This is a genomic window from Capnocytophaga sp. oral taxon 332 str. F0381 (genome assembly GCF_000318275.2).
Lineage (GTDB): Bacteria > Bacteroidota > Bacteroidia > Flavobacteriales > Flavobacteriaceae > Capnocytophaga > Capnocytophaga bilenii.
Genome location: NZ_KB291284.1, coordinates 1 through 18,361, shown reverse-complemented (window position 1 = coordinate 18,361; position 18,361 = coordinate 1). Strand labels below are relative to the sequence as shown.

The following is an 18,361-nucleotide window of genomic DNA, read 5'->3' as shown; positions in this document are numbered from 1 at the left end:
GGTTATTCTTCGATTTTTCGGGTGTATTGTGTGGGTGTGATACCTTCTAAATTTTTAAATGCTCTTATGAAGCTTGAATAATCGGTGTAGCCTGATAGTTCAGCGACTTCTTTTAAGGGCATATCGGGGTTTTTATCTAATAGTTGTTTTGCTTTATGTATTTTTACGCGTGTAATATAGGCTTGTGGGCTGTGACCTGTGAGTGCGTTTATTTTGCGATAGAATTGCCTTGTGCTCATACACATTTTTTCTGCCATCACGGGGACATCTATTTCTACATCTTTATCGAGCATCAGGTAGATATAATCTACCATTTTGGCAAGGAATTGCTGGTCGGCGCGTTGTTGTTCTTGTGATACGATGTTGGTTGCTGAGGTATCGCTTTGGTTTTCATCAGTTGCTTTATGGGCAGTTTCTGCGGTGCTCTCGATAGCCCATTGCAAGTATTTTTGTCGGAGATTTTGGCGTTGTTCTAATAGTTTTTCTACCAGCATTTGTAGTTCTTGGCTGTTGAAGGGTTTGGCTAAATAGGCATCAGCTCCGGCTTTGAAGCCTTCTACGCGTTCTTCTTCGGTAACTTTTGCTGTGATAACAATAATAGGGATATGGCTTATAATCTCATTTTTTCGTACTTTTTTACAGACTTCTAATCCGTTCATTTCGGGCATCATCAGGTCGGTAATGATAAGGTCGGGGACGAGTTCTTTGGCTTTTTCAAGTCCTTTTACACCGTTGATAGCGTAGTAAATAGCGTAGTTGTTACCCAACTGGCTTGCTATATAGGCAGCTACATCGGTATTATCTTCGATGATGAGAATGCGTTGTATGTTGTCATTGTTGGTTGGGCTGTCTTTTAGTTCTGTTTTTTCTTGTGGTAATATGGGCGTATTCTCGCTTATATCGTTTAGTTGAGCGAGTGATGCTTTGGCTTCTTTGGTGGGGAAAGTAATAAGAAAGGATGTTCCTTTGCCTTCGGTACTTTTGACGGTGATTGTTCCTTCAATGGCATCTACAATTTGTTTTACAAGTGAAAGTCCTACGCCTGAACCTATGGTATTACTATTGTTGCCTGCTTGGTAAAATATTTCGAATAGGTGTGGGAGGTGAGATTGACTGATACCTGCACCTGTATCGGTTACTTCAAGCTGTATGTTATTGTTTTGCTGCTTAATAGTTACTGTTACGCTACCGTATTGGGGTGTGAATTTGAATGCGTTGGACAGCAAGTTGTTCATTATTTTATTGATATAATCGGGCACAAAGGCTGTAAAGATGTGGTTGTGGGAGACGAATTGGAGGTGAATTTGTTTGCTTTGGGCATAATCGCGGTAGCTTTCCACAATCATAGCGATATAGGCAGAGATGTCGCCTTTTCGCCAGTCGGGGTCGCCTACGGCTGATTTAATTTTTGAAATATCTAATAGTTGATTTACGAACTGCAAAAGGTTTTTGCCTTGTTTTTCTATGTTGTTGGCTTTTTCTTTTGTAGTTTGATCGGTTTCGGGGTTGTTGGCGATGTCGTGGCTTAGTCCTAATATGACGGTGAGTGGCGTTCGGAATTCGTGGGTAATATTAGTGAAAAAGTTTTCGCGCAGCAGGTTCATTTTTTTGAGTGCTAAGTAGTTGCGAGCGCGTATGCGTTGTACGTAGTTGAGCATTGCTAATGAGATGAACATCAGCAGTAATACGAAGGCAGAGATGCCGATGATGGTATATTTTCGAGAACGTTCTTTTTCGATTTGTTGTTCGGCGTTTTTCATTTGCTCCATCTGTCGGCGGCGTTCTATATTTAGGCTTACGTTTTGTATTCGGTTCATTTTTTCGGCGCCTACTACGCTATCGCGGTAGATGGTAGATTGGAGGTGTTTTTGGAGAGCTGCTTGGTAGTTTCCTTGTTTTTGATAGACGAGGTAGTAAAGGTGATAGATGTCGGCAAGGTGTTCTTTTGATTTTATTTTTCGGGCAGTGGCTTCCGCATTGGTAAGGTTAGCAAGGGCGACGTCTTCTTTTCCTGTAACATAATCGATATGAGCAATTGCCAAAAGGGTATTGAGGGCGTGCCAGTCGTCTTTTGAGGCTTTCATCATTTCGAGTGCTTTTTGGTACTCTTGATATGCTTGGGGATAATTGCCTTCGAGCTCGTTTATTTCGCCAAAATAGGTGTGCCCAATAGCGATACCTATATTGTTTTTAGCTTTGGTATTGAGTTCCATTGAGCGTTTGTAGTAGATGTTGGCAGAGTCTATTTGTCCTTTATTTTTGAAGATAGAGCCTATATTGGCATAGTTGATGGCTTGCCCGTAGAGGCTTCGTAGTTCTATTTCACCAGCTAGGGCTCTTCGGAAGACGCTATCGGCACTCTCGTAGTTGTTGAGGGTGAGATATATGTTTCCCATCCCGTTGAGTGATATTACGCGATTTTTTTTGGCTTGGAAGGAGGTGTCGGTGCTTGCTTCGCTTATTTTCCAAGCGAGGTAGTGGTATTCTTGTGCAGCATCTAAAATACCAAGTCTTCGGTAGTTTGTACCTATGTTGTTGAGTGCCCTGACCCACTCGATGGTGTCGTGTAAGGCTTCGGCTTGGTGCATTCCTTCGCTGTGGACACGTAGTGCTTCGTCAAATCTACTTTCGTTGCGAAGCATACGCCCCCATTCGCGAAGTGCAATAACACTTCCTATTTTATTGCCTTCTGCCTCCATTTGTCGCTGTATGGGCGCCAACGAATCGGCTGAAAGAAAGTGATTGAGTTTTTTCTCTATCAGTGTTCGTTGTTTTTCAGCGTTTGTATTTGTTTCTTTATTGTTACAAGCTATTATAAATAGGGTTATAACAATAAATACTAGCTGAGATAAAGCTGTTGTAGTAGCATATTTTTCACTTTTCATCTCATATTCGTTGTTTGATATTCAGAATTGGCTATTTAGAACTGAGCATTCAAAATTATTTACTGATAATACGTAATTTCGTATATTACAGTGCGTTGTGTATCGCTATCTTGTAAAACATCTTTTACGATATTTCCTTGTTCGTCATAGGTATATTGGTGCTTTTCGGTATAATAATTCATAGCGGTATTATTTCCTGATGTTTTGATTTCTAGGACATTACCGTATTTGTCATACGTATAATCACTTTGTATATACTGTTCTTTGCCGTAGTTGTAATAGGTTTTTTCGTGTGTGCACTGCCCCTTTTCGTTGTAAGTAAATAGGGTTTCTTCTTCTTTGTGCTGACCGTTGTAGGCGGTTTCTTGGGTGAGCAAACCTTGTTTGTTGTAAAGTCGCTCTATTTTGGAAAAACTTTTATAAAAGTCGTTTAGTTGGGTTACTTTTTTGCCATCTGTTAGCTGCTGATATTGGTAGGAGATGGTATCGGTGGTTTTGTCGAGGTTGTGCAGGATTACTTGTTGCAAATTGCCTTGTGCATCGTAGGTATTTTTTTCGTAATAGGGGTTGGGGTCGTCTTTGTAGAGGGTTTGTTGCTCTACTAGGCGATGCTGCTGGTCATAAGTATTTTTAATTTTTCTTGTCCATTCTTCTTTGGCGTTGTAATATACCTCGCTGGTGATGTAACCATCGGTGTTGTACTGTACTATGTGTATGGGGTCTTCATCTTCATCATATTCGTTTACGCCGAGCCTTCCGTTGGTGTTATTGGTCGCGTATACTGTTTTTTTGATGGTTTTTACCTTGCCTTTGAGGTTGTTAGTTTGCCAATGGGTAGGGTTGGTAATTTGCTCTTTTTCTGCCGATTGTGATGAGCTATTAAGGGTGCAAGAGCTAAAAGAGCCTGCGCCAAGAATAAGTGCTAGTACTGAAAAAATGTGTTTCATTAAAAAAGTAATGTTAATTTTGCAGCAAAGATAATAAAAAATAGCAAATTAGCAAATTGGTAATTAGCGAATTAGCAAAAAAAATGGCAAATTTTACTTTTATGCTGTTTTTCATTAGGACATTGAGAACCAACGCCAGATGTTCATATCAATCCTCTTCCTCCACGTAATGTGCGGCAATTGGTTCTCATATACGTCCTAACTTGTTTTAATGAAAAAAGTATCTTGAGGAGGCAAGTCTTCTTTTTTATCTTCTTTAAGCTTGTCAATACGTTTATCTACTTCCATTTTCACAATTTCTCTAATGGTATCTAACAATTCTACCCGTTCATCGCAAAAATGAAGGTTAGTTTGTTGTTGGTTTGCTATTTTTTTATTTGTTTCCATTAGAAAGTGATTTTTTCTTTGATGAGGAAAAATACCTCTTATTTTCTGGTGCAAAGGTACGGTGGTTTTTGGAAGTAGAGTTTGCATTTTCAGCCAAAAAGTATGCAATATCTGCCATTTTTAGTTTTTTTATTATGCTTGTAAATATGCAAAATTTGCCATCAGTACCCTTGCCAAGCCTTATGTAGCAAGGGAAAGGGTATGCAAGGTGCTATGAAAATTGGTTTTGTATTGGGGTTGGAATTGGCTGTAAAGTATTTGTAGAGGAGGTGTGTTTTATCATTATTTAACGTTACTTTGAAAAGAAAACAAATAGTGAATAAAACGAAAAAAAACGTTGCTAATTTATATTTGATTTACAATTGTTTTGTACCTTTGTTGGCTGAAAAAGTAACTTAATGAAAGATAATTTCTTTCTATAAAAAATTATGTTTTATGGATACATATGTATTAGTACTTGAATTTCTATTCTTGCTGGTAATGCTGTACATTGGCAGCCGCTACGGGGGAATAGGTTTGGGAGTCGTATCGGGGATAGGACTCATTGTAGAGGTGTTTGTTTTTCGGATGCCTCCTGCCTCTGCACCTATTGAGGTAATGTTGATTATTTTGGCGGTGGTAACTTGTGCCTCTATTTTGGAGGCTGCTGGTGGGCTGAAATTTATGCTGCAGGTGGCTGAACGGGTGTTGCGAAAGAACCCTAAACAGATTACTTTTTTGGGTCCGATCGCTACTTACACTCTTACTTTTATGCTTGGTACGGGGCACGCGGTGTACTCTATTATGCCTATTATTGGTGATATAGCGTTGAAGAACAAAATTCGCCCCGAACGCCCTATGGCAGCTGCTTCCGTAGCTTCGCAATTGGCGATGACCGCTAGCCCTATATCGGCAGTAGTAACGGTTTATTTGGGTAAGGAGCTGCTGAATTTGTTTCACTTGCAGGGGGGTGAAAACCTAACTTTGCTGAATATTCTTTCGGTTACGCTACCTGCAACTTTCTTGGGGTTATTGGCGATGTGCCTTTATAGTAGCAAACGTGGTAAGGAATTGGAAAAAGACCCTGAATACCAACGCCGCTTGCAAGACCCTATATACCGCGATCAAATTCTCAATAGCAGCAAGACGACTTTGAATGAGGTGATACCTCAGTCGGCAAAAAATGCGGTATACATATTTTTATCATCAATAGTGGTGATTGTAGCTTTGGCTCTATTGCCTGAAGTGCGTACTTTTATGATAAAAGAAAATAATGTAAGTATGGCTTATACGGTGCCTATGGGAATTATTATCCAGATGATAATGCTTTGTTTTGGTGGGATTATTCTTATTACTTGTAAAACGCCTGTGAAACTGGTACCTGAAGGGGTTGTATTTAAATCGGGAATGGTGGCTTGTATTGCTATTTTCGGGATTGCTTGGATGAGTGATACTTACTTTACTTATGCTATGCCTAACTTTCAGGATGGGATTACAGCAATGGTGCAAGCATACCCTTGGACGTTTATCTTTGCGCTTTTTGCTGTTTCGGTAGTTGTGAACAGCCAAGCGGCTACGGCTAAGATGATGTTGCCTATAGCTATAGCTATGAACTTGCCTGTGCCGTTGCTCATAGGTATTATGCCAGCAACTTATGCTTACTTTTTTATACCTAACTATCCTTCGGATATTGCTACGGTAAATTTTGACCCTACGGGTACTACAAAGATAGGAAAATACTACTTTAATCACAGCTTTATGGTACCAGGACTCATAGCTGTATCGGTGGCTTGTGTTGTGGGTATCGCCTTGGCAGAGGTATTGATAAAATAGTACAGAAAGGCTGTCTGAAAAGTTTTGTTGTGTGAGGGCGATTGGCAAATCTTCTTTACAATATAAAAGACTTTTTGGACAGCCTAATGCTTTTTCTGTGTTGTCAAATAACTACAAATGACTATGACAAAGGCTTGAATTTTCTGCGCTAAAAACAAGCTAAAAGAGCCTAAAAGATATAGTGTTAAAAAAATCATTATTCATCGTTTATCATTCAAAATTATTTTGTACCTTTGCCTCTTGAAAACTTAAAGCAAACGACCTATTGTTATGATGATCAATATTATAAAAGAACACCTTCAAAAAATAGACGATTTTAAAGCCAAAACAAAAGAGGAACTAGAACAATTTCGCATTCAATATCTTGGAAAAAAAGGGCTTTTAAACGACTTTTTCACTGCTTTTAAAGATGTTCCCAACGACCAAAAAAAGACGTTTGGGCAGGTAGTAAACGAACTTAAAAATAAAGCTGAAGCCAAAGTTCAGGAACTACGTACTTTTTTTGAAAACCAAAACAACACTCCTATTCACCATAGTGACCTTACTCGTCCTGCAGCTCCTACAACTATAGGCACTCGCCACCCCATATCTATCGTGAAAAACGAAATTCTCAATATCTTTGCCAATATAGGCTTTGATATTTCTGACGGACCTGAAATTGAAGACGATTGGCACAACTTTACTGCGCTGAACTTGCCTGAATATCACCCTGCTCGTGATATGCAAGATACTTTCTTTATACAAACTAACCCTGATATTTTACTCCGTACTCATACAAGTTCGGTGCAAATACGTTATATGGAAAATCACCAGCCTCCTATCCGAACTATATCTCCGGGACGTGTATTCCGCAACGAAGCTATATCTGCACGTTCGCACTGTTTGTTTCACCAAGTAGAAGGCTTATACATAGATAAAAACGTCTCTTTTGCTGACCTTAAACAGACGCTTCTCTACTTCACCAAAGAGATGTTTGGAAAATCACGCATACGCCTCCGCCCTTCCTATTTCCCTTTTACCGAACCAAGTGCCGAAGTGGATATTTATTGGGGGCTTAATAACGAGGTGGATTATCGCATTACCAAAGGTACAGGCTGGCTGGAAATTATGGGCTGTGGTATGACTGACCCTAATGTGCTTAAAAACTGTAATATAGATAGCAATGAGTACAGTGGGTTTGCTTTTGGTATGGGGATTGAACGTATTGCTATGCTGCTATACCAAATTGGCGATATTCGTATGTTCTATGAAAACGACACTAGATTCTTAGAACAATTCAAAAGTGCTTATTAATACATAAAATGCTCAAAGTAAATAATATATACTATTCCTATACCGCCGAACAACCTATACTAAAAAACATTTCTTTTCACTTACCACAAGGTGAGCATCTATCGGTTATGGGAGAAAGTGGTTGCGGGAAAAGCACACTCCTAAAAGCTATATATGGGCTTGTAGACCTGCAAGAGGGCGAAATACGATTTTGTGAAGAACGGGTATGGGGACCTTCATACCAATTGGTACCTGGATTCAAATCTATGAAATACCTTGCCCAAGACTTCGGGCTGCGTCCTTATCACACTGTAGCCGAAAACGTGGGGAAATTTATTTCTAACCTTAATTTGGAGTACAAAAAACAACGTACTACGCAGCTGCTCACCCTTGTAGGAATGCAGCAATATGCTCAGCAACAACCTATTAACCTTAGCGGTGGCGAAAAGCAACGGGTAGCGCTTGCGGTAGCTCTTGCTCAAGAGCCTCAGCTCCTTCTGCTGGACGAGCCCTTTAGCCAAGTAGATAACTTTAGAAAAAACGACTTACAACGTACTCTTTTTGCTTATCTGAAAAAGCAAAACATTAGCTGTATTGTGGCTACTCACGATGGCAAAGATGCGCTCTCATACTCCGATAAAGCGCTCATTATGAAAGACGGGCAGCTCATAGCCTTTGGTGATACTGCTACTATATATCACCAAGATAGTGATTTTTATACGGCTTCACTATTTGGTGAAGTTACTTCTCACAATCAAAAACTGCTAAAACCTCACCAAATATCAGTAGTAGCTCACTCTGCTTGGGTGGCTACTGTACAAAATAGCTATTTCCAAGGTAATCAATATCTTATAGAAGCTAAATGCCAAGAGAATAAGGTATTCTTCTTTAGCAACAAGCCTATTGAAAAAGAACGTATTGTGCATTTAGCCACTAATCACTAAAAGAACTAAAATGAAAAAGATAATTATACTCGCATTTATACTACTCACTACCTTTGCTTGTGCACAGCCTAAGAAGTTTGCAGTGCGCACCATAGCTTTTTACAACGTAGAAAACCTGTTCGATACCATCAACGACCCTAATACATTAGATGATGCCCGTACTCCCGAAGGTGCCGACCGCTGGACAAGCAAGTGCTATAACGACCACGTACAAAAGATAGCAAGAGTACTCTCCGAAATTGGCAACGATGTTACCCATAGTGCCCCTGATGTTATTGGGCTTGCCGAAGTAGAAAACGAAGCTGTAGTTGCCGACCTTATCAATACTTCCTACCTAAAAGATTATAACTATGGTATTGTCCATTACGATTCTCCTGATAACCGCGGGGTAGATGTAGCTCTTATCTATAAAAAGAGTGCTTTCAAGCCAATTTCTTCATTCCCTCACCCGCTTCACGTTTATAAAGATGATGGTACCCCACTAAACACCCGAGACCAGCTACTTGTTTCGGGCGAATTAGATGGTGAAATGGTTCACTTCATCGTAAATCACTGGCCATCACGATTAGGAGGAGAACCCCGTAGCCGCCACCTTCGCGAAGAAGCCGCAGCCCTCAATAAACAAATCATAGATTCCTTGCTGAAAATAGACCCTAATGCCAAAGTGTTTTCTATGGGCGACTTTAATGATGACCCTACCAACTCTTCTTTCAAAAAAATACTCCAAACCAAAGATAAAAAAGAAGACGTTCAGAAAGGCGACCTCTTCAACCCTATGGAAACAATGTACAATAAAGGTATGGGAACGCTTGCCCACCAAGATAAATGGAATTTATTCGACCAGATTTACTTTACATACGATGTCCTAAAAGGCGATAAATCATCTTATCGTTATTGGAAAGCCTCTGTATTCAATCCCGATTATTTAACTACCCAAACGGGGCGTTATAAAGGCTACCCTTTTCGCAGTATGGCAAACGGTAACTACACTTGGGGCTATTCAGACCATTATCCCGTATGTATCTACTTAATTAAAAAACCAAAAAACAAGAAATAATATGGCACATTATTTTTCTTCAGATTTTACTCTCGGAATACTCGGCGGAGGACAATTGGGCAAAATGCTCCTTACCGAGACTCGTAAATATGATATTACCACCTGCGTTTTAGACCCCAGCGCCGAAGCTCCTTGCCGCATTGGGGCTAATGTTTTCACACAAGGATCGCTCACCGATTACGACACCGTTTATAACTTCGGAAAGGCTGTAGATGTACTTACCATAGAAATTGAAAATGTAAACGTAGAAGCCCTACAACAGCTACAAAGCGAAGGCGTAAAAGTATACCCCTCACCCACTACTATCAAAACAATACAAAATAAAGCTACACAAAAGCAATTCTACGCTGCTCATAATATTCCTACAGCTCCTTTTAAGGTCTTTTGTAATGTTGAAAACCTCAAAGAAGCCGTTGTAAATAATGAAGTAAATATACCCTTTGTATGGAAAGCAGCGCGTTTTGGCTATGATGGTAACGGCGTAAAGATTGTACGCCACCTCACCGACCTTGATACGCTCCCCAACGAAGAATGTATTGCCGAAACCTTAGTACCTTTCAAAAAAGAATTAGCAGTAATTGTAGCGCGTAACCCTAATGGCGAAATCACTACTTACCCTGTAGTAGAAATGGAGTTTCATCCAGAGGCTAATCAGGTGGAGTATGTACTTTGTCCAGCACGCATTCCCGATGAGGTAGCCCACAAAGCACGCACCGTAGCCCTACAAGTAGCCGAAGCCCTTCAAGTAGTAGGACTTTTGGCAGTAGAGCTCTTCCAAACCCAAGACGATGATATACTAGTAAACGAGGTAGCACCACGCCCACACAACTCAGGACATTATAGTATCGAGGCAGCTTATACCAACCAATTTGAACAACACCTACGCGCTATCCTAAACCTCCCTTTAGGCAACACCGATAGCAAAACTGCAGGAGTAATGGTCAATTTAGTAGGAGCTGAAGGTTATCAAGGTAAGGTAATATACGAAAATATAGAACAAATAATGGCAATGAGTGGTGTAACCCCACACATATACGGAAAGAAAGAAACTCGCCCTTTCCGTAAAATGGGACACGTAACCATCATTAATGAGGATATTAATCAAGCTCGTGCTATAGCCGAGAAAGTTAAGCAAACCATTAAAGTAATTGCATAATAATAGCATTACCTATAATTTATCCCAAAATGTCAAAGAACGTGTTTTTTTAGGCTGCAAAATTGTAACAATTCCACTTCCTACACAAATATCTGTCTCACGATGGAACAACGTTGTAAACATAAAAAGAGGCTACCCTTAAAAGTTAAACCAAACTTTCTTGAGTAGCCTCTTAAATCTCTCTTTTTTATTATTAAATATTATTCATTACTACAACACCTTTTTGTAGTAGTAAGTTGTTCGGAAAGGTGATTTCCTCTCCTTTAGCCGTCTTCAGTAGCGTATAAAACGATCTAATATCTATTATTTTAGCCTCAATAGGATAGTCCTTATCCATAATCTTTATCACATTCCCTATCTTAAAAGGAGAGGAGAAAAACAGTATAATCCCCGCAGTAATATTGCTCAAGATAGACCATTGTGCAAAGAAAGCAACCCCTATAACTGTAAGTACCGATGATATAAAAAGAAATATCTGTTCTGGCTTTATCCCCCAGATAGAGATAATCACAAGTAGTGCAAGCATATAGATGAAGTAATCTATATACTTTTTCACCAATTGCGTCCGTGATTCTGCAAACTCCGAAGTTTTTCCTATATTATCAATGATAGTATTCACCAAGTAGCGCAATATCATAAATATCACAAGAGCTACTATTGTAGCTATTATTTGGTATAAATATTTTTGTTCTATCATTGTTATTGTTTTATAATTACTTCGCTATATTCACAGCACGAGTCTCGCGTATTACAGTTACTTTCACCTGTCCAGGATAAGTCATATCTGTTTGTATTTTCTGTGAAAGGTTAAATGACAATTCTGCCGCTTTATCATCAGTAACCTTTTCACTTTCCACAATCACGCGCAATTCCCTACCAGCTTGTATTGCATAAGCTTTTTTCACTCCTTGGAAAGTAAAGGCAGCATCCTCCAAGTCTTTCAATCGCTGAATGTACGAGTCAAGCACTTGGCGGCGTGCCCCAGGGCGTGCCCCACTGATAGCATCACACACCTGCACTATAGGCGAGAGTAATGAAGTCATTTCAATCTCATCGTGGTGAGCCCCAATAGCGTTGCACACTTCGGGTTTTTCACCATATTTTTCAGCCCATTCCATACCCAATAAAGCGTGAGGTGTTTCGCTTTCTATTTGTGGCACTTTTCCTATATCGTGTAGCAATCCAGCGCGTTTAGCAAGTTTAGGGTTTAGTCCCAATTCAGCAGCCATTACACCACAGAGTTTAGATACCTCACGAGAGTGCTGCAACAAGTTTTGCCCGTATGACGAACGGTATTTCATACGACCCACACACTTCACTAGTTCAGGGTGCAAACCGTGAATACCAAGGTCTATTACCGTACGTTTCCCTATTTCTACAATCTCCTCTTCTATCTGTTTTGTAGTTTTTTCCACCACTTCTTCTATACGTGCAGGGTGAATACGTCCATCGGTAACCAATTTGTGCAATGATAGGCGAGCAATCTCGCGGCGTACTGCATCAAAGCAAGAAAGGATAATAGCCTCAGGAGTATCATCTACAATGATTTCTACCCCAGTAGCCGCTTCCAAAGCGCGTATATTGCGCCCCTCTCTACCAATGATTCTACCCTTCACCTCGTCCGATTCAAGGTTAAATACCGATACGCAGTTGTCAATAGCCTCTTCTGTACCTATGCGTTGTATAGTATTGATAACAATCTTGCGAGCCTCTTGGTGGGCTGTAAGTTTAGCCTCCTCAATTGTAGTTTGTATATACGCCATTGCATCAGCCTGAGCCTCACTCTTTAGCGAGTCAGTAAGTTGTTTTTTTGCTTCCTCAGCCGATAGCCCCGATATTACTTCCAATTGCTGTACTTGGCTTTTGTGCAAGCGTTCTATTTCCTCTTGTTTTTTTTCTAAAGTCTGTAATTTATGGTCAGCCTCTTTAGTTTTGGTTTCAAGTTCATCTTTTAGACGTTTATTTTGAGCCAATTCATTAGATACCTGTGATTCTTTATCTCTAATGCGCTTCTCAGCCTCAGCCATTTTTTTATCTTTCGCACTTACAGTCTTTTCATACTCTGCTTTTAGTTCTAAAAACTTCTCTTTTGCTTGGAAAATCTTGTCTTTTTTAATGTTTTCAGCCTCGCTCTTTGCGTTTTTCAATACATTTTCAGCTTCAGCTTCGGCATTGAGAATAATTTTTGATGCATTCTTTTTTTCCAGCACCTTTGCAATGCCAAAACCAGCTGCAAGAGCAATGATAAAAACAGCAATAATTACTATAATACTTGTCATTTTCTTTTTTGTAAATAAATTTAATATATAAAAAATGCCTATATTGATTGCAGCGTTTCACGTAAAACTCTGAAAAACAGGTTTAGGGATACCCAGCGGGGCAAGTATCCGTAGCATAGAAACTATGACGGCGCGCTTTAGCCACTGGAAGATTACCCTCTTGTGAAATGTTAATGTTGAGTTTACCGAAAGGTCAATCAATATAGGCAGTAAATTTTTCTATGTAAAGGTACGTATTTTATATCATCATATCCATCAGCTTGCATAGCCCTTCCAATTTCTCTTTAGCGTTTGCAACATCGCTATTTGCTATAAGGCGCAGTTCGGCACATTCCTGAGCAAGCACTATAGCACACATAGCAAGTGCATCTTGCTTATCCTGCAAAGCATAATTTTGTTCAAAGTTTTTTATCATTTCATTGATTCGCTTTGCAGCAATCCTAAAACCCTCCTCTTGTGCAGGCGTTACAAACAAAGGATAAAACCTATCGCCTACAGCAAGTTTTATCTTTAATTGCTCTTTGTTCATAAAATCCCTATTTTGAAAGTTGAACTATACACGCATCTATTTCTCTGATGAGTGAATTTATCTTTAGTTTCGTTTCTTTTTTATGATCTTTACTGCCCAATATTCGGTTTGCTACCTTCAGTGCCTCATTTTCTCCTTTCACCTCAGCCGTCTCTTCTTTAGCTCGTAGTTCGGCTTGTTCCATTTGCAACACTTCCCTCCTAAGCTTATCATTCTCCTGCTCCAATTTATCTATCTTTTCTTTTAGTAACAGAACTCTATCTGTTAATAAATCTGCAAGTTCACTGATACTACTCATCGGTAACAAACACTAAATATTTTGCTGCAAAAATAAAGCATATTTATGTAAAAAACAATTTTTTTACATAAATATTTCAGCTATATATACAACTATTTAATTATCAGCGTTATATAAATTATTATTCCTGTGGCTTGGCACGTGTAGCACGCATCACATACACTATTTGTACCACTACCAAAAAAGCATTGGGCAGCACCACTGGGATACTATTTATCAAAATACCATACCACACAAATAGCAAGCAGCCCACCAAATTAGTAAGCCGTATATATTTTATATTATCTTTTATTAGGAAGCTAAGCACTACAAATAGCGAAGCCCCATAGCCTATTATTTCTGTCATTATTTATTTTTTTTATAGCGTAATCGCCTGCGGAAGAAAAACATAGCCACAGCAGCCACTGCAAAAGCAAGGTTCAGATAGCAACTTTGTGTATCCTTTCCCCACCATTCATAAGCATTATAACCCGCATACGCAGCTATCGCCAAATAGGCATAATCAAAAAATGAGCGTGCATTCATATCTTATATTTTATGGTTAATCATTATCTTCTATAGCCAATATTCCTGTAGTTTTATGGGCTTTAACGGTAGAAAATTTTTTGTCAAAATCCATACCTATTCCTTTAGTAACCGTCCCTTTTGCATCATCTCTAAAGTCGAATTCCTTATCCGTAAAAATCCAATCTTCTTTTTGATCCCAGTACAATTGTTCTGTGCGCAAGCGTTTTCCATCATAAGTAGTAAGCCGCACACTATCGCGCAGCTCTACCATTCCCATTGTAGGATAAATAATCCCATAGCACGCTTCCACCGTATTTTTATGGCGTTGTTGGTCGTAAAAATCTATTTTCAGCCCCTCAGGAAATTCAGAATAAGGCATATGCTGGTTCGTATAATCCTCATTCAGAGGACTCGTGAGTTCAGCCACCACTAGGCTCGAATCAGTGTACACCAATTTAAAGTTATATGCCTCGCCCTGCGGAAATTTATGTCGCAAATTCAGTTCCTGCAAGTTACGCATATCGTTATTACACGAAAAAAGCATTGCCACACACAATAGTGCAGCAATACTTTTCACAAATTTATATGTATCTATTCTATTCATACTTGCAAATCTAATTTTCAAATTTTCAAATTTGCTAATTCCCAAATTCCCAAATTTGCTAATTTCCTAATTCTATAGTCTTGGTACTACTACCGATTGCCCTATCCAGCACTTTAAGCTAATGCTTTTGCCTGCCAAGCCCGATTCAAATATATCAGCTTTAGAAGGTGCCAATGCCTCATAGCGCGCTGCCAAACTTTCCAAACCACCCTTGCGAGCCATTTGCGCTGCCAACCAATACACTGCGCGTTTTTCAAATGCAGTATTACCACATTCGTTAGCCGAACTTGCATAAGCGTGCGCCATAATACGATAAGCATCAGAGTTTGAAGGGTTAAAGCTCAACGCCTTTTGTGCATAAGCCACTGCTTGTGCCTTGCTGTGTTTTGTAGCAATACGTATCAACAATTTTGATTTTTTGAAATTATCAGTTTCCAAATCCACCGATTCGTTATAGTATTGTATTGCCTTAGCATTTTGCCCCGCCTTGTCGCTCATTACCCCAAGGTAGTAAGCCGAGTTAGCTGATGGTTTTACCTCGTGTAGCGAAGTTACTATTTTCACAAACAAAGGGTCTTTAGTACAATCCTTGTCCGACATCTTTCCTGCCGCACGGCGCAACCATTCTTCATTTGTTTTATTAGCCTCATAGTTCTTGGTGTAGAGCGGTATCAGCTTATCGCAATCTGCCAATTTACCCAATTTAGCATCAATACTTTCGCTGATAGTTTCGTAGTTATCCACACGTTTGCGGCTCATATCAAGCAGCTTTTTATCGTTATCGCTGATAGTTCCGTTTTCTTCTTGTGCCAAATACTGGTTGATAGTGTTAGAAAGCTCGTTTTTCTCGTCTTGTATTTTTTCCGAGATATTATCGTAAGCGTCAAATACCTCTTGTAGCTCCCTTTTGCCTTTTTCGTGCAAAGTTACCAGTTCAGAGAAATACAAGTACAACGCTTTTTCATTCTTAAAGTTAGCTTTATCTTCGTTGAACGCCGCATTTAGCAAGTTGTAAATTTCCTCATCCGAGCCCACTTTTTCGTCAAACATCAATAAAGCTTGCTTAGTACGCATTTCGGTAGCAGTAAATCGGCTTGCAAATATTTTGTTGTAATTGGTGTACAATTCCAAAAGCTCTTTTACAAACGCTTCTTTTACTCCCCCTGCGCTATTTTTTATCTTATCTTGCAAAATACGCTCACCATAAGCAAAAACAGCATAGTGCAGTTTAGGGCAAGCTGTATACACTTCCTTCCACACAGGATATGCTTCGTTGTAATTGCGTGCCTTAGCATATTCACTAAATATTGAGAGTTTTTGTCTCATTTCCTCATTCTGAGTACAATCTTGGGCTTGTGCCCCTAAGCCAGCAAATAAGCCAACTATTAGTGCTGTTAGTAACCTTCTTTTCATCTTTTCTCGTGTTTTTATTGATATTTAGTTCTTTGGAACCACTTGTCATTAAGTGTAAATCCTATTTTCAAATTGATATAGTTTTCCTTGAGTACTCCAGCCGAAAGCGTCCCTTTGCGCCCCAGCTCTATCATTCCCGTAAGGTTTGAAAATCCTTTTACAGGTAGGGTAAGTCCAAAAGACGTGCCAAAGTCGTTCAGCCGCTCACCATTTAGCACTATTCCCATAGAATCATACCTAAAACCAACCCTATAAGTTACTTTGTGCCAATAACTACTAAACGAATTGTAGTTCGGTATCCAAAAACCGCCCACACTCAGCTTGTAACTGTTTTCATAGCCCACGTTAGTAGTGCTCAAGAACGGATTGGAAAACTTGCTATTCGCTGTAAAAGTATATGCTACCCCAGCAAACCACTGTTGGTGAGCTCCTATGCCCAAGCCTATTTCAGTTTGGGCAGGAAGAGTGAGCTTGGTGTTTTTCAAGCCTTTGGCAGCTAAATCTACCGTACTGCCGTTGCGCACCGCCAATTGTGTGCCCTGTTTCCCGTTATTGATATAGCTCAATAGTGAGATAGTACGTTCATTTTCAGACGACAACTTGCTTTCAGGAGTATAAACCAGCGAACCATAAAGGCGCAAACGCTGCTGCAATGTGTGCTGATAGTACAAGCCAAGGTTAAACACTGCCCCACTAAGTACCGATTTGCTTTCCTCTTGTGTGTAAAACTCCACATTGTGTTGTTGCATCACATCTTTCATTGCAATATTGCCAAAGTGATATTTCATAGAAACCCCCACTTGCAGTCCATCATATACTTTATAAGCTACCGAACCAAAAAATTGGTTTACATTACCACGACCTTCATATTGGTAGTTGTTACTGCCCACCGTACTTTTTATTTTATAACCCACAGATGAATAAGGTAGTAAGCCCACGCCTATTCCTAAGTTTTTTGTAATGGGAAAGCCCAACACCACATAATCAAAGGCAGAAGCCCCTACATTTAGTTTTTGAGTGCTGGTAACAATCTTTTTAGACTGCATTGTAAGCCCTGCCGAAAACGAAGTATATTTCAGCGAAGCCAATGCCGCAGGATTTTGAATATTCACCCGCGTACTATCGGCAAAAACGCCTACGCCCCCCATAGCACTTTCTTCGGTAAGCCCTCCAAAGTTGCGTTCGCCCACTCCGTAAAATGAGTACGGCGACTCGGTAGTTTGTTGCGCTATAGCCGTATAAGTAACTGATAATAAAGTAATAATAAGTGTATTTAGCTTCTTATTCATAGTTGTTTTTGATATTCAAGTATGGCGTTAAGTCCTTCCACCAACACTAATGAGCTTGCAAATATCCGACTTTTTATCCGTTTTTGCAAATAAAAATGATTTCCCCCTGTTAAAATTACTTCTAAATCCTGAAAACGCTGCTTGTATAAACCTATAACTCCCTCTATTTCTTGCACCACATTACAATATACCCCCGAGAGCATACAGCTTTGGGTCGTATTACCTATAAACTCCTCATTATCATAGTCTTGTTCTTCTATAAGTGGTAGTTTCGAGGTAAATTCGTGCATTGCACGCAGGCGCATTCCTATCCCTGGTGCAATAGCCCCGCCCAAGTATTCTTTATTTTTAGTAACCACATCAAAAGTGATACAAGTACCTGCATCAATAATCAGCACATTGCAGTTAGGAAAATGGTGTACTCCTGCTGCAGCCAGAGCCAAGCGGTCTATTCCCAAAGTTTGGGGGGTAGCATATTTATTGACAAAAGGCATCGGAGAGAGAGCATTCAGGTACAACACTTCGGGCAATATATTGTTTAAGAACGAAAAACGTTGTTCAGCATCCTTTACTACCGAAGCCACAATAGCAGCCTTCAGCTCACCAAGAGAAAATTCCTGCAAAAACTGTGCTAAAACTGTTTCATTTTCTATTTTTTTAAATATTTTGCACCTATTTTCCTCAAATAAGGCTATTTTTATAGAGCTATTTCCCTCATCTATAATTAAATTCATCATCGTTTTCTCGTTTACAACAATATACATAGCACCGCACACTTTGCTAAACTTTGTTCCACACAGAGTCCGTCCGAAAAGTCTTTAATAGTACTACTTCGGTATCTCCCCCCTTTTTGAAGGAAGTCCGCGAGCTGGCGCAGCGGAGTATGTGTTAAGGGGGGATGTTTCAGAGTTTGACAAAGTTTATTGCTATGATAATCAATAACCAATCAGTTTCATAGTACAATGGCACCACCTCCCCTTTG

Annotated in this window: 19 protein-coding genes; 5 read left to right on the top strand and 14 right to left on the bottom strand. The window is 39.7% G+C overall.

Annotated features, from left to right (window positions below; all coding sequences use genetic code 11):
- Positions 1-2: 2 nt before the first annotated feature.
- From HMPREF9075_RS03790 to HMPREF9075_RS14000, 4 genes are all read right to left on the bottom strand, one after another.
- Entirely contained in the window at positions 3-2,885 is a 2,883-nt protein-coding gene (locus tag HMPREF9075_RS03790; protein WP_009415185.1) for an ATP-binding protein, read from the bottom strand.
- A gap of 59 nt (positions 2,886-2,944) precedes the next feature.
- Complete coding sequence (locus tag HMPREF9075_RS03785) at positions 2,945-3,832, bottom strand: hypothetical protein (protein ID WP_009415184.1); 888 nt, start codon at positions 3,830-3,832, stop codon at positions 2,945-2,947.
- Positions 3,833-4,030: 198 nt separating this feature from the next.
- Positions 4,031-4,219: a hypothetical protein gene (locus tag HMPREF9075_RS03780; protein ID WP_062079399.1), complete on the bottom strand. Its 189-nt coding sequence runs from the start codon at positions 4,217-4,219 to the stop codon at positions 4,031-4,033.
- Complete coding sequence (locus HMPREF9075_RS14000) at positions 4,206-4,337, bottom strand: hypothetical protein (RefSeq protein WP_255351822.1); 132 nt, start codon at positions 4,335-4,337, stop codon at positions 4,206-4,208. Before HMPREF9075_RS14000 ends, HMPREF9075_RS03780 begins: the two co-directional genes overlap by 14 nt.
- 317 nt (positions 4,338-4,654) lie before the next feature.
- Here HMPREF9075_RS14000 and HMPREF9075_RS03775 point away from each other — a divergent pair, with 317 nt between their 5' ends.
- From HMPREF9075_RS03775 to HMPREF9075_RS03755, 5 genes are all read left to right on the top strand, one after another.
- The gene (locus HMPREF9075_RS03775) at positions 4,655-6,031 is read left to right on the top strand and encodes an anaerobic C4-dicarboxylate transporter (RefSeq protein ID WP_009415181.1); all 1,377 of its coding nucleotides are present in this window, start codon (positions 4,655-4,657) and stop codon (positions 6,029-6,031) included.
- A gap of 270 nt (positions 6,032-6,301) precedes the next feature.
- Positions 6,302-7,324: a phenylalanine--tRNA ligase subunit alpha gene (gene pheS, locus HMPREF9075_RS03770; RefSeq protein ID WP_009415180.1), complete on the top strand. Its 1,023-nt coding sequence runs from the start codon at positions 6,302-6,304 to the stop codon at positions 7,322-7,324.
- 8 nt (positions 7,325-7,332) lie between these two features.
- The gene (locus HMPREF9075_RS03765; protein ID WP_009415179.1) at positions 7,333-8,247 is read left to right on the top strand and encodes an ABC transporter ATP-binding protein; all 915 of its coding nucleotides are present in this window, start codon (positions 7,333-7,335) and stop codon (positions 8,245-8,247) included.
- A gap of 10 nt (positions 8,248-8,257) precedes the next feature.
- Positions 8,258-9,304 carry an endonuclease/exonuclease/phosphatase family protein gene (locus HMPREF9075_RS03760; RefSeq protein ID WP_009415178.1) on the top strand — a complete coding sequence of 349 codons (1,047 nt, stop codon included), beginning with the start codon at positions 8,258-8,260 and terminating at the stop codon, positions 9,302-9,304.
- Between the two features lies 1 nt (position 9,305).
- Positions 9,306-10,460, top strand: a complete 1,155-nt coding sequence (locus tag HMPREF9075_RS03755; RefSeq protein ID WP_009415177.1) for a 5-(carboxyamino)imidazole ribonucleotide synthase — start codon at positions 9,306-9,308, stop codon at positions 10,458-10,460.
- Positions 10,461-10,653: 193 nt separating this feature from the next.
- Here the strand turns inward: HMPREF9075_RS03755 and HMPREF9075_RS03750 are convergent, their stop codons facing one another.
- The 10 genes from HMPREF9075_RS03750 to HMPREF9075_RS03705 all read right to left on the bottom strand — a co-directional run bounded on the left by HMPREF9075_RS03750 (position 10,654) and on the right by HMPREF9075_RS03705 (position 18,113).
- Positions 10,654-11,157 (bottom strand): mechanosensitive ion channel family protein, encoded by a 504-nt coding sequence (locus HMPREF9075_RS03750; RefSeq protein ID WP_009415176.1) that lies wholly within the window; start codon positions 11,155-11,157, stop codon positions 10,654-10,656.
- A 16-nt stretch (positions 11,158-11,173) separates the two neighbouring features.
- Positions 11,174-12,739 (bottom strand): ribonuclease Y, encoded by a 1,566-nt coding sequence (rny, locus tag HMPREF9075_RS03745; protein ID WP_009415175.1) that lies wholly within the window; start codon positions 12,737-12,739, stop codon positions 11,174-11,176.
- Between the two features lie 238 nt (positions 12,740-12,977).
- Positions 12,978-13,268 (bottom strand): cell division protein ZapA, encoded by a 291-nt coding sequence (locus HMPREF9075_RS03740; RefSeq protein ID WP_009415174.1) that lies wholly within the window; start codon positions 13,266-13,268, stop codon positions 12,978-12,980.
- 7 nt (positions 13,269-13,275) lie between these two features.
- Complete coding sequence (locus HMPREF9075_RS03735; protein WP_009415173.1) at positions 13,276-13,566, bottom strand: hypothetical protein; 291 nt, start codon at positions 13,564-13,566, stop codon at positions 13,276-13,278.
- A gap of 121 nt (positions 13,567-13,687) precedes the next feature.
- Positions 13,688-13,912, bottom strand: a complete 225-nt coding sequence (locus HMPREF9075_RS03730; RefSeq protein ID WP_009415172.1) for a hypothetical protein — start codon at positions 13,910-13,912, stop codon at positions 13,688-13,690.
- A complete protein-coding gene (locus tag HMPREF9075_RS03725) occupies positions 13,912-14,091 on the bottom strand; it encodes a hypothetical protein (RefSeq protein ID WP_009415171.1) in 180 nt (59 codons plus the stop codon). Before HMPREF9075_RS03725 ends, HMPREF9075_RS03730 begins: the two co-directional genes overlap by 1 nt.
- Before the next feature lie 16 nt (positions 14,092-14,107).
- Complete coding sequence (gene lptC, locus HMPREF9075_RS03720; RefSeq protein WP_034556748.1) at positions 14,108-14,677, bottom strand: LPS export ABC transporter periplasmic protein LptC; 570 nt, start codon at positions 14,675-14,677, stop codon at positions 14,108-14,110.
- Between the two features lie 72 nt (positions 14,678-14,749).
- Entirely contained in the window at positions 14,750-16,090 is a 1,341-nt protein-coding gene (locus tag HMPREF9075_RS03715) for a tetratricopeptide repeat protein (RefSeq protein WP_009415169.1), read from the bottom strand.
- Positions 16,091-16,104: 14 nt separating this feature from the next.
- Complete coding sequence (locus HMPREF9075_RS03710) at positions 16,105-17,379, bottom strand: outer membrane protein transport protein (RefSeq protein WP_009415168.1); 1,275 nt, start codon at positions 17,377-17,379, stop codon at positions 16,105-16,107.
- The gene (locus tag HMPREF9075_RS03705; protein ID WP_034556747.1) at positions 17,376-18,113 is read right to left on the bottom strand and encodes a type III pantothenate kinase; all 738 of its coding nucleotides are present in this window, start codon (positions 18,111-18,113) and stop codon (positions 17,376-17,378) included. Before HMPREF9075_RS03705 ends, HMPREF9075_RS03710 begins: the two co-directional genes overlap by 4 nt.
- Between the last annotated feature and the right edge of the window lie 248 nt (positions 18,114-18,361).

What these genes read in the sequence shown, in the direction of transcription:
- HMPREF9075_RS03725 (WP_009415171.1), bottom strand. Translation starts at nt 14,091, where the DNA reads ATGAATGCACGCTCATTTTTTGATTATGCCTATTTGGCGATAGCTGCG.
- HMPREF9075_RS03755 (WP_009415177.1), top strand. Translation starts at nt 9,306, where the DNA reads ATGGCACATTATTTTTCTTCAGATTTTACTCTCGGAATACTCGGCGGA.
- HMPREF9075_RS03785 (WP_009415184.1), bottom strand. Translation starts at nt 3,832, where the DNA reads ATGAAACACATTTTTTCAGTACTAGCACTTATTCTTGGCGCAGGCTCT.
- HMPREF9075_RS03760 (WP_009415178.1), top strand. Translation starts at nt 8,258, where the DNA reads ATGAAAAAGATAATTATACTCGCATTTATACTACTCACTACCTTTGCT.
- HMPREF9075_RS03780 (WP_062079399.1), bottom strand. Translation starts at nt 4,219, where the DNA reads ATGGAAACAAATAAAAAAATAGCAAACCAACAACAAACTAACCTTCAT.
- HMPREF9075_RS14000 (WP_255351822.1), bottom strand. Translation starts at nt 4,337, where the DNA reads ATGGCAGATATTGCATACTTTTTGGCTGAAAATGCAAACTCTACTTCC.
- rny (WP_009415175.1), bottom strand. Translation starts at nt 12,739, where the DNA reads ATGACAAGTATTATAGTAATTATTGCTGTTTTTATCATTGCTCTTGCA.
- HMPREF9075_RS03735 (WP_009415173.1), bottom strand. Translation starts at nt 13,566, where the DNA reads ATGAGTAGTATCAGTGAACTTGCAGATTTATTAACAGATAGAGTTCTG.
- HMPREF9075_RS03705 (WP_034556747.1), bottom strand. Translation starts at nt 18,113, where the DNA reads ATGAATTTAATTATAGATGAGGGAAATAGCTCTATAAAAATAGCCTTA.
- HMPREF9075_RS03730 (WP_009415172.1), bottom strand. Translation starts at nt 13,912, where the DNA reads ATGACAGAAATAATAGGCTATGGGGCTTCGCTATTTGTAGTGCTTAGC.
- HMPREF9075_RS03710 (WP_009415168.1), bottom strand. Translation starts at nt 17,379, where the DNA reads ATGAATAAGAAGCTAAATACACTTATTATTACTTTATTATCAGTTACT.
- pheS (WP_009415180.1), top strand. Translation starts at nt 6,302, where the DNA reads ATGATGATCAATATTATAAAAGAACACCTTCAAAAAATAGACGATTTT.
- HMPREF9075_RS03715 (WP_009415169.1), bottom strand. Translation starts at nt 16,090, where the DNA reads ATGAAAAGAAGGTTACTAACAGCACTAATAGTTGGCTTATTTGCTGGC.
- lptC (WP_034556748.1), bottom strand. Translation starts at nt 14,677, where the DNA reads ATGAATAGAATAGATACATATAAATTTGTGAAAAGTATTGCTGCACTA.
- HMPREF9075_RS03790 (WP_009415185.1), bottom strand. Translation starts at nt 2,885, where the DNA reads ATGAAAAGTGAAAAATATGCTACTACAACAGCTTTATCTCAGCTAGTA.
- HMPREF9075_RS03750 (WP_009415176.1), bottom strand. Translation starts at nt 11,157, where the DNA reads ATGATAGAACAAAAATATTTATACCAAATAATAGCTACAATAGTAGCT.
- HMPREF9075_RS03775 (WP_009415181.1), top strand. Translation starts at nt 4,655, where the DNA reads ATGGATACATATGTATTAGTACTTGAATTTCTATTCTTGCTGGTAATG.
- HMPREF9075_RS03765 (WP_009415179.1), top strand. Translation starts at nt 7,333, where the DNA reads ATGCTCAAAGTAAATAATATATACTATTCCTATACCGCCGAACAACCT.
- HMPREF9075_RS03740 (WP_009415174.1), bottom strand. Translation starts at nt 13,268, where the DNA reads ATGAACAAAGAGCAATTAAAGATAAAACTTGCTGTAGGCGATAGGTTT.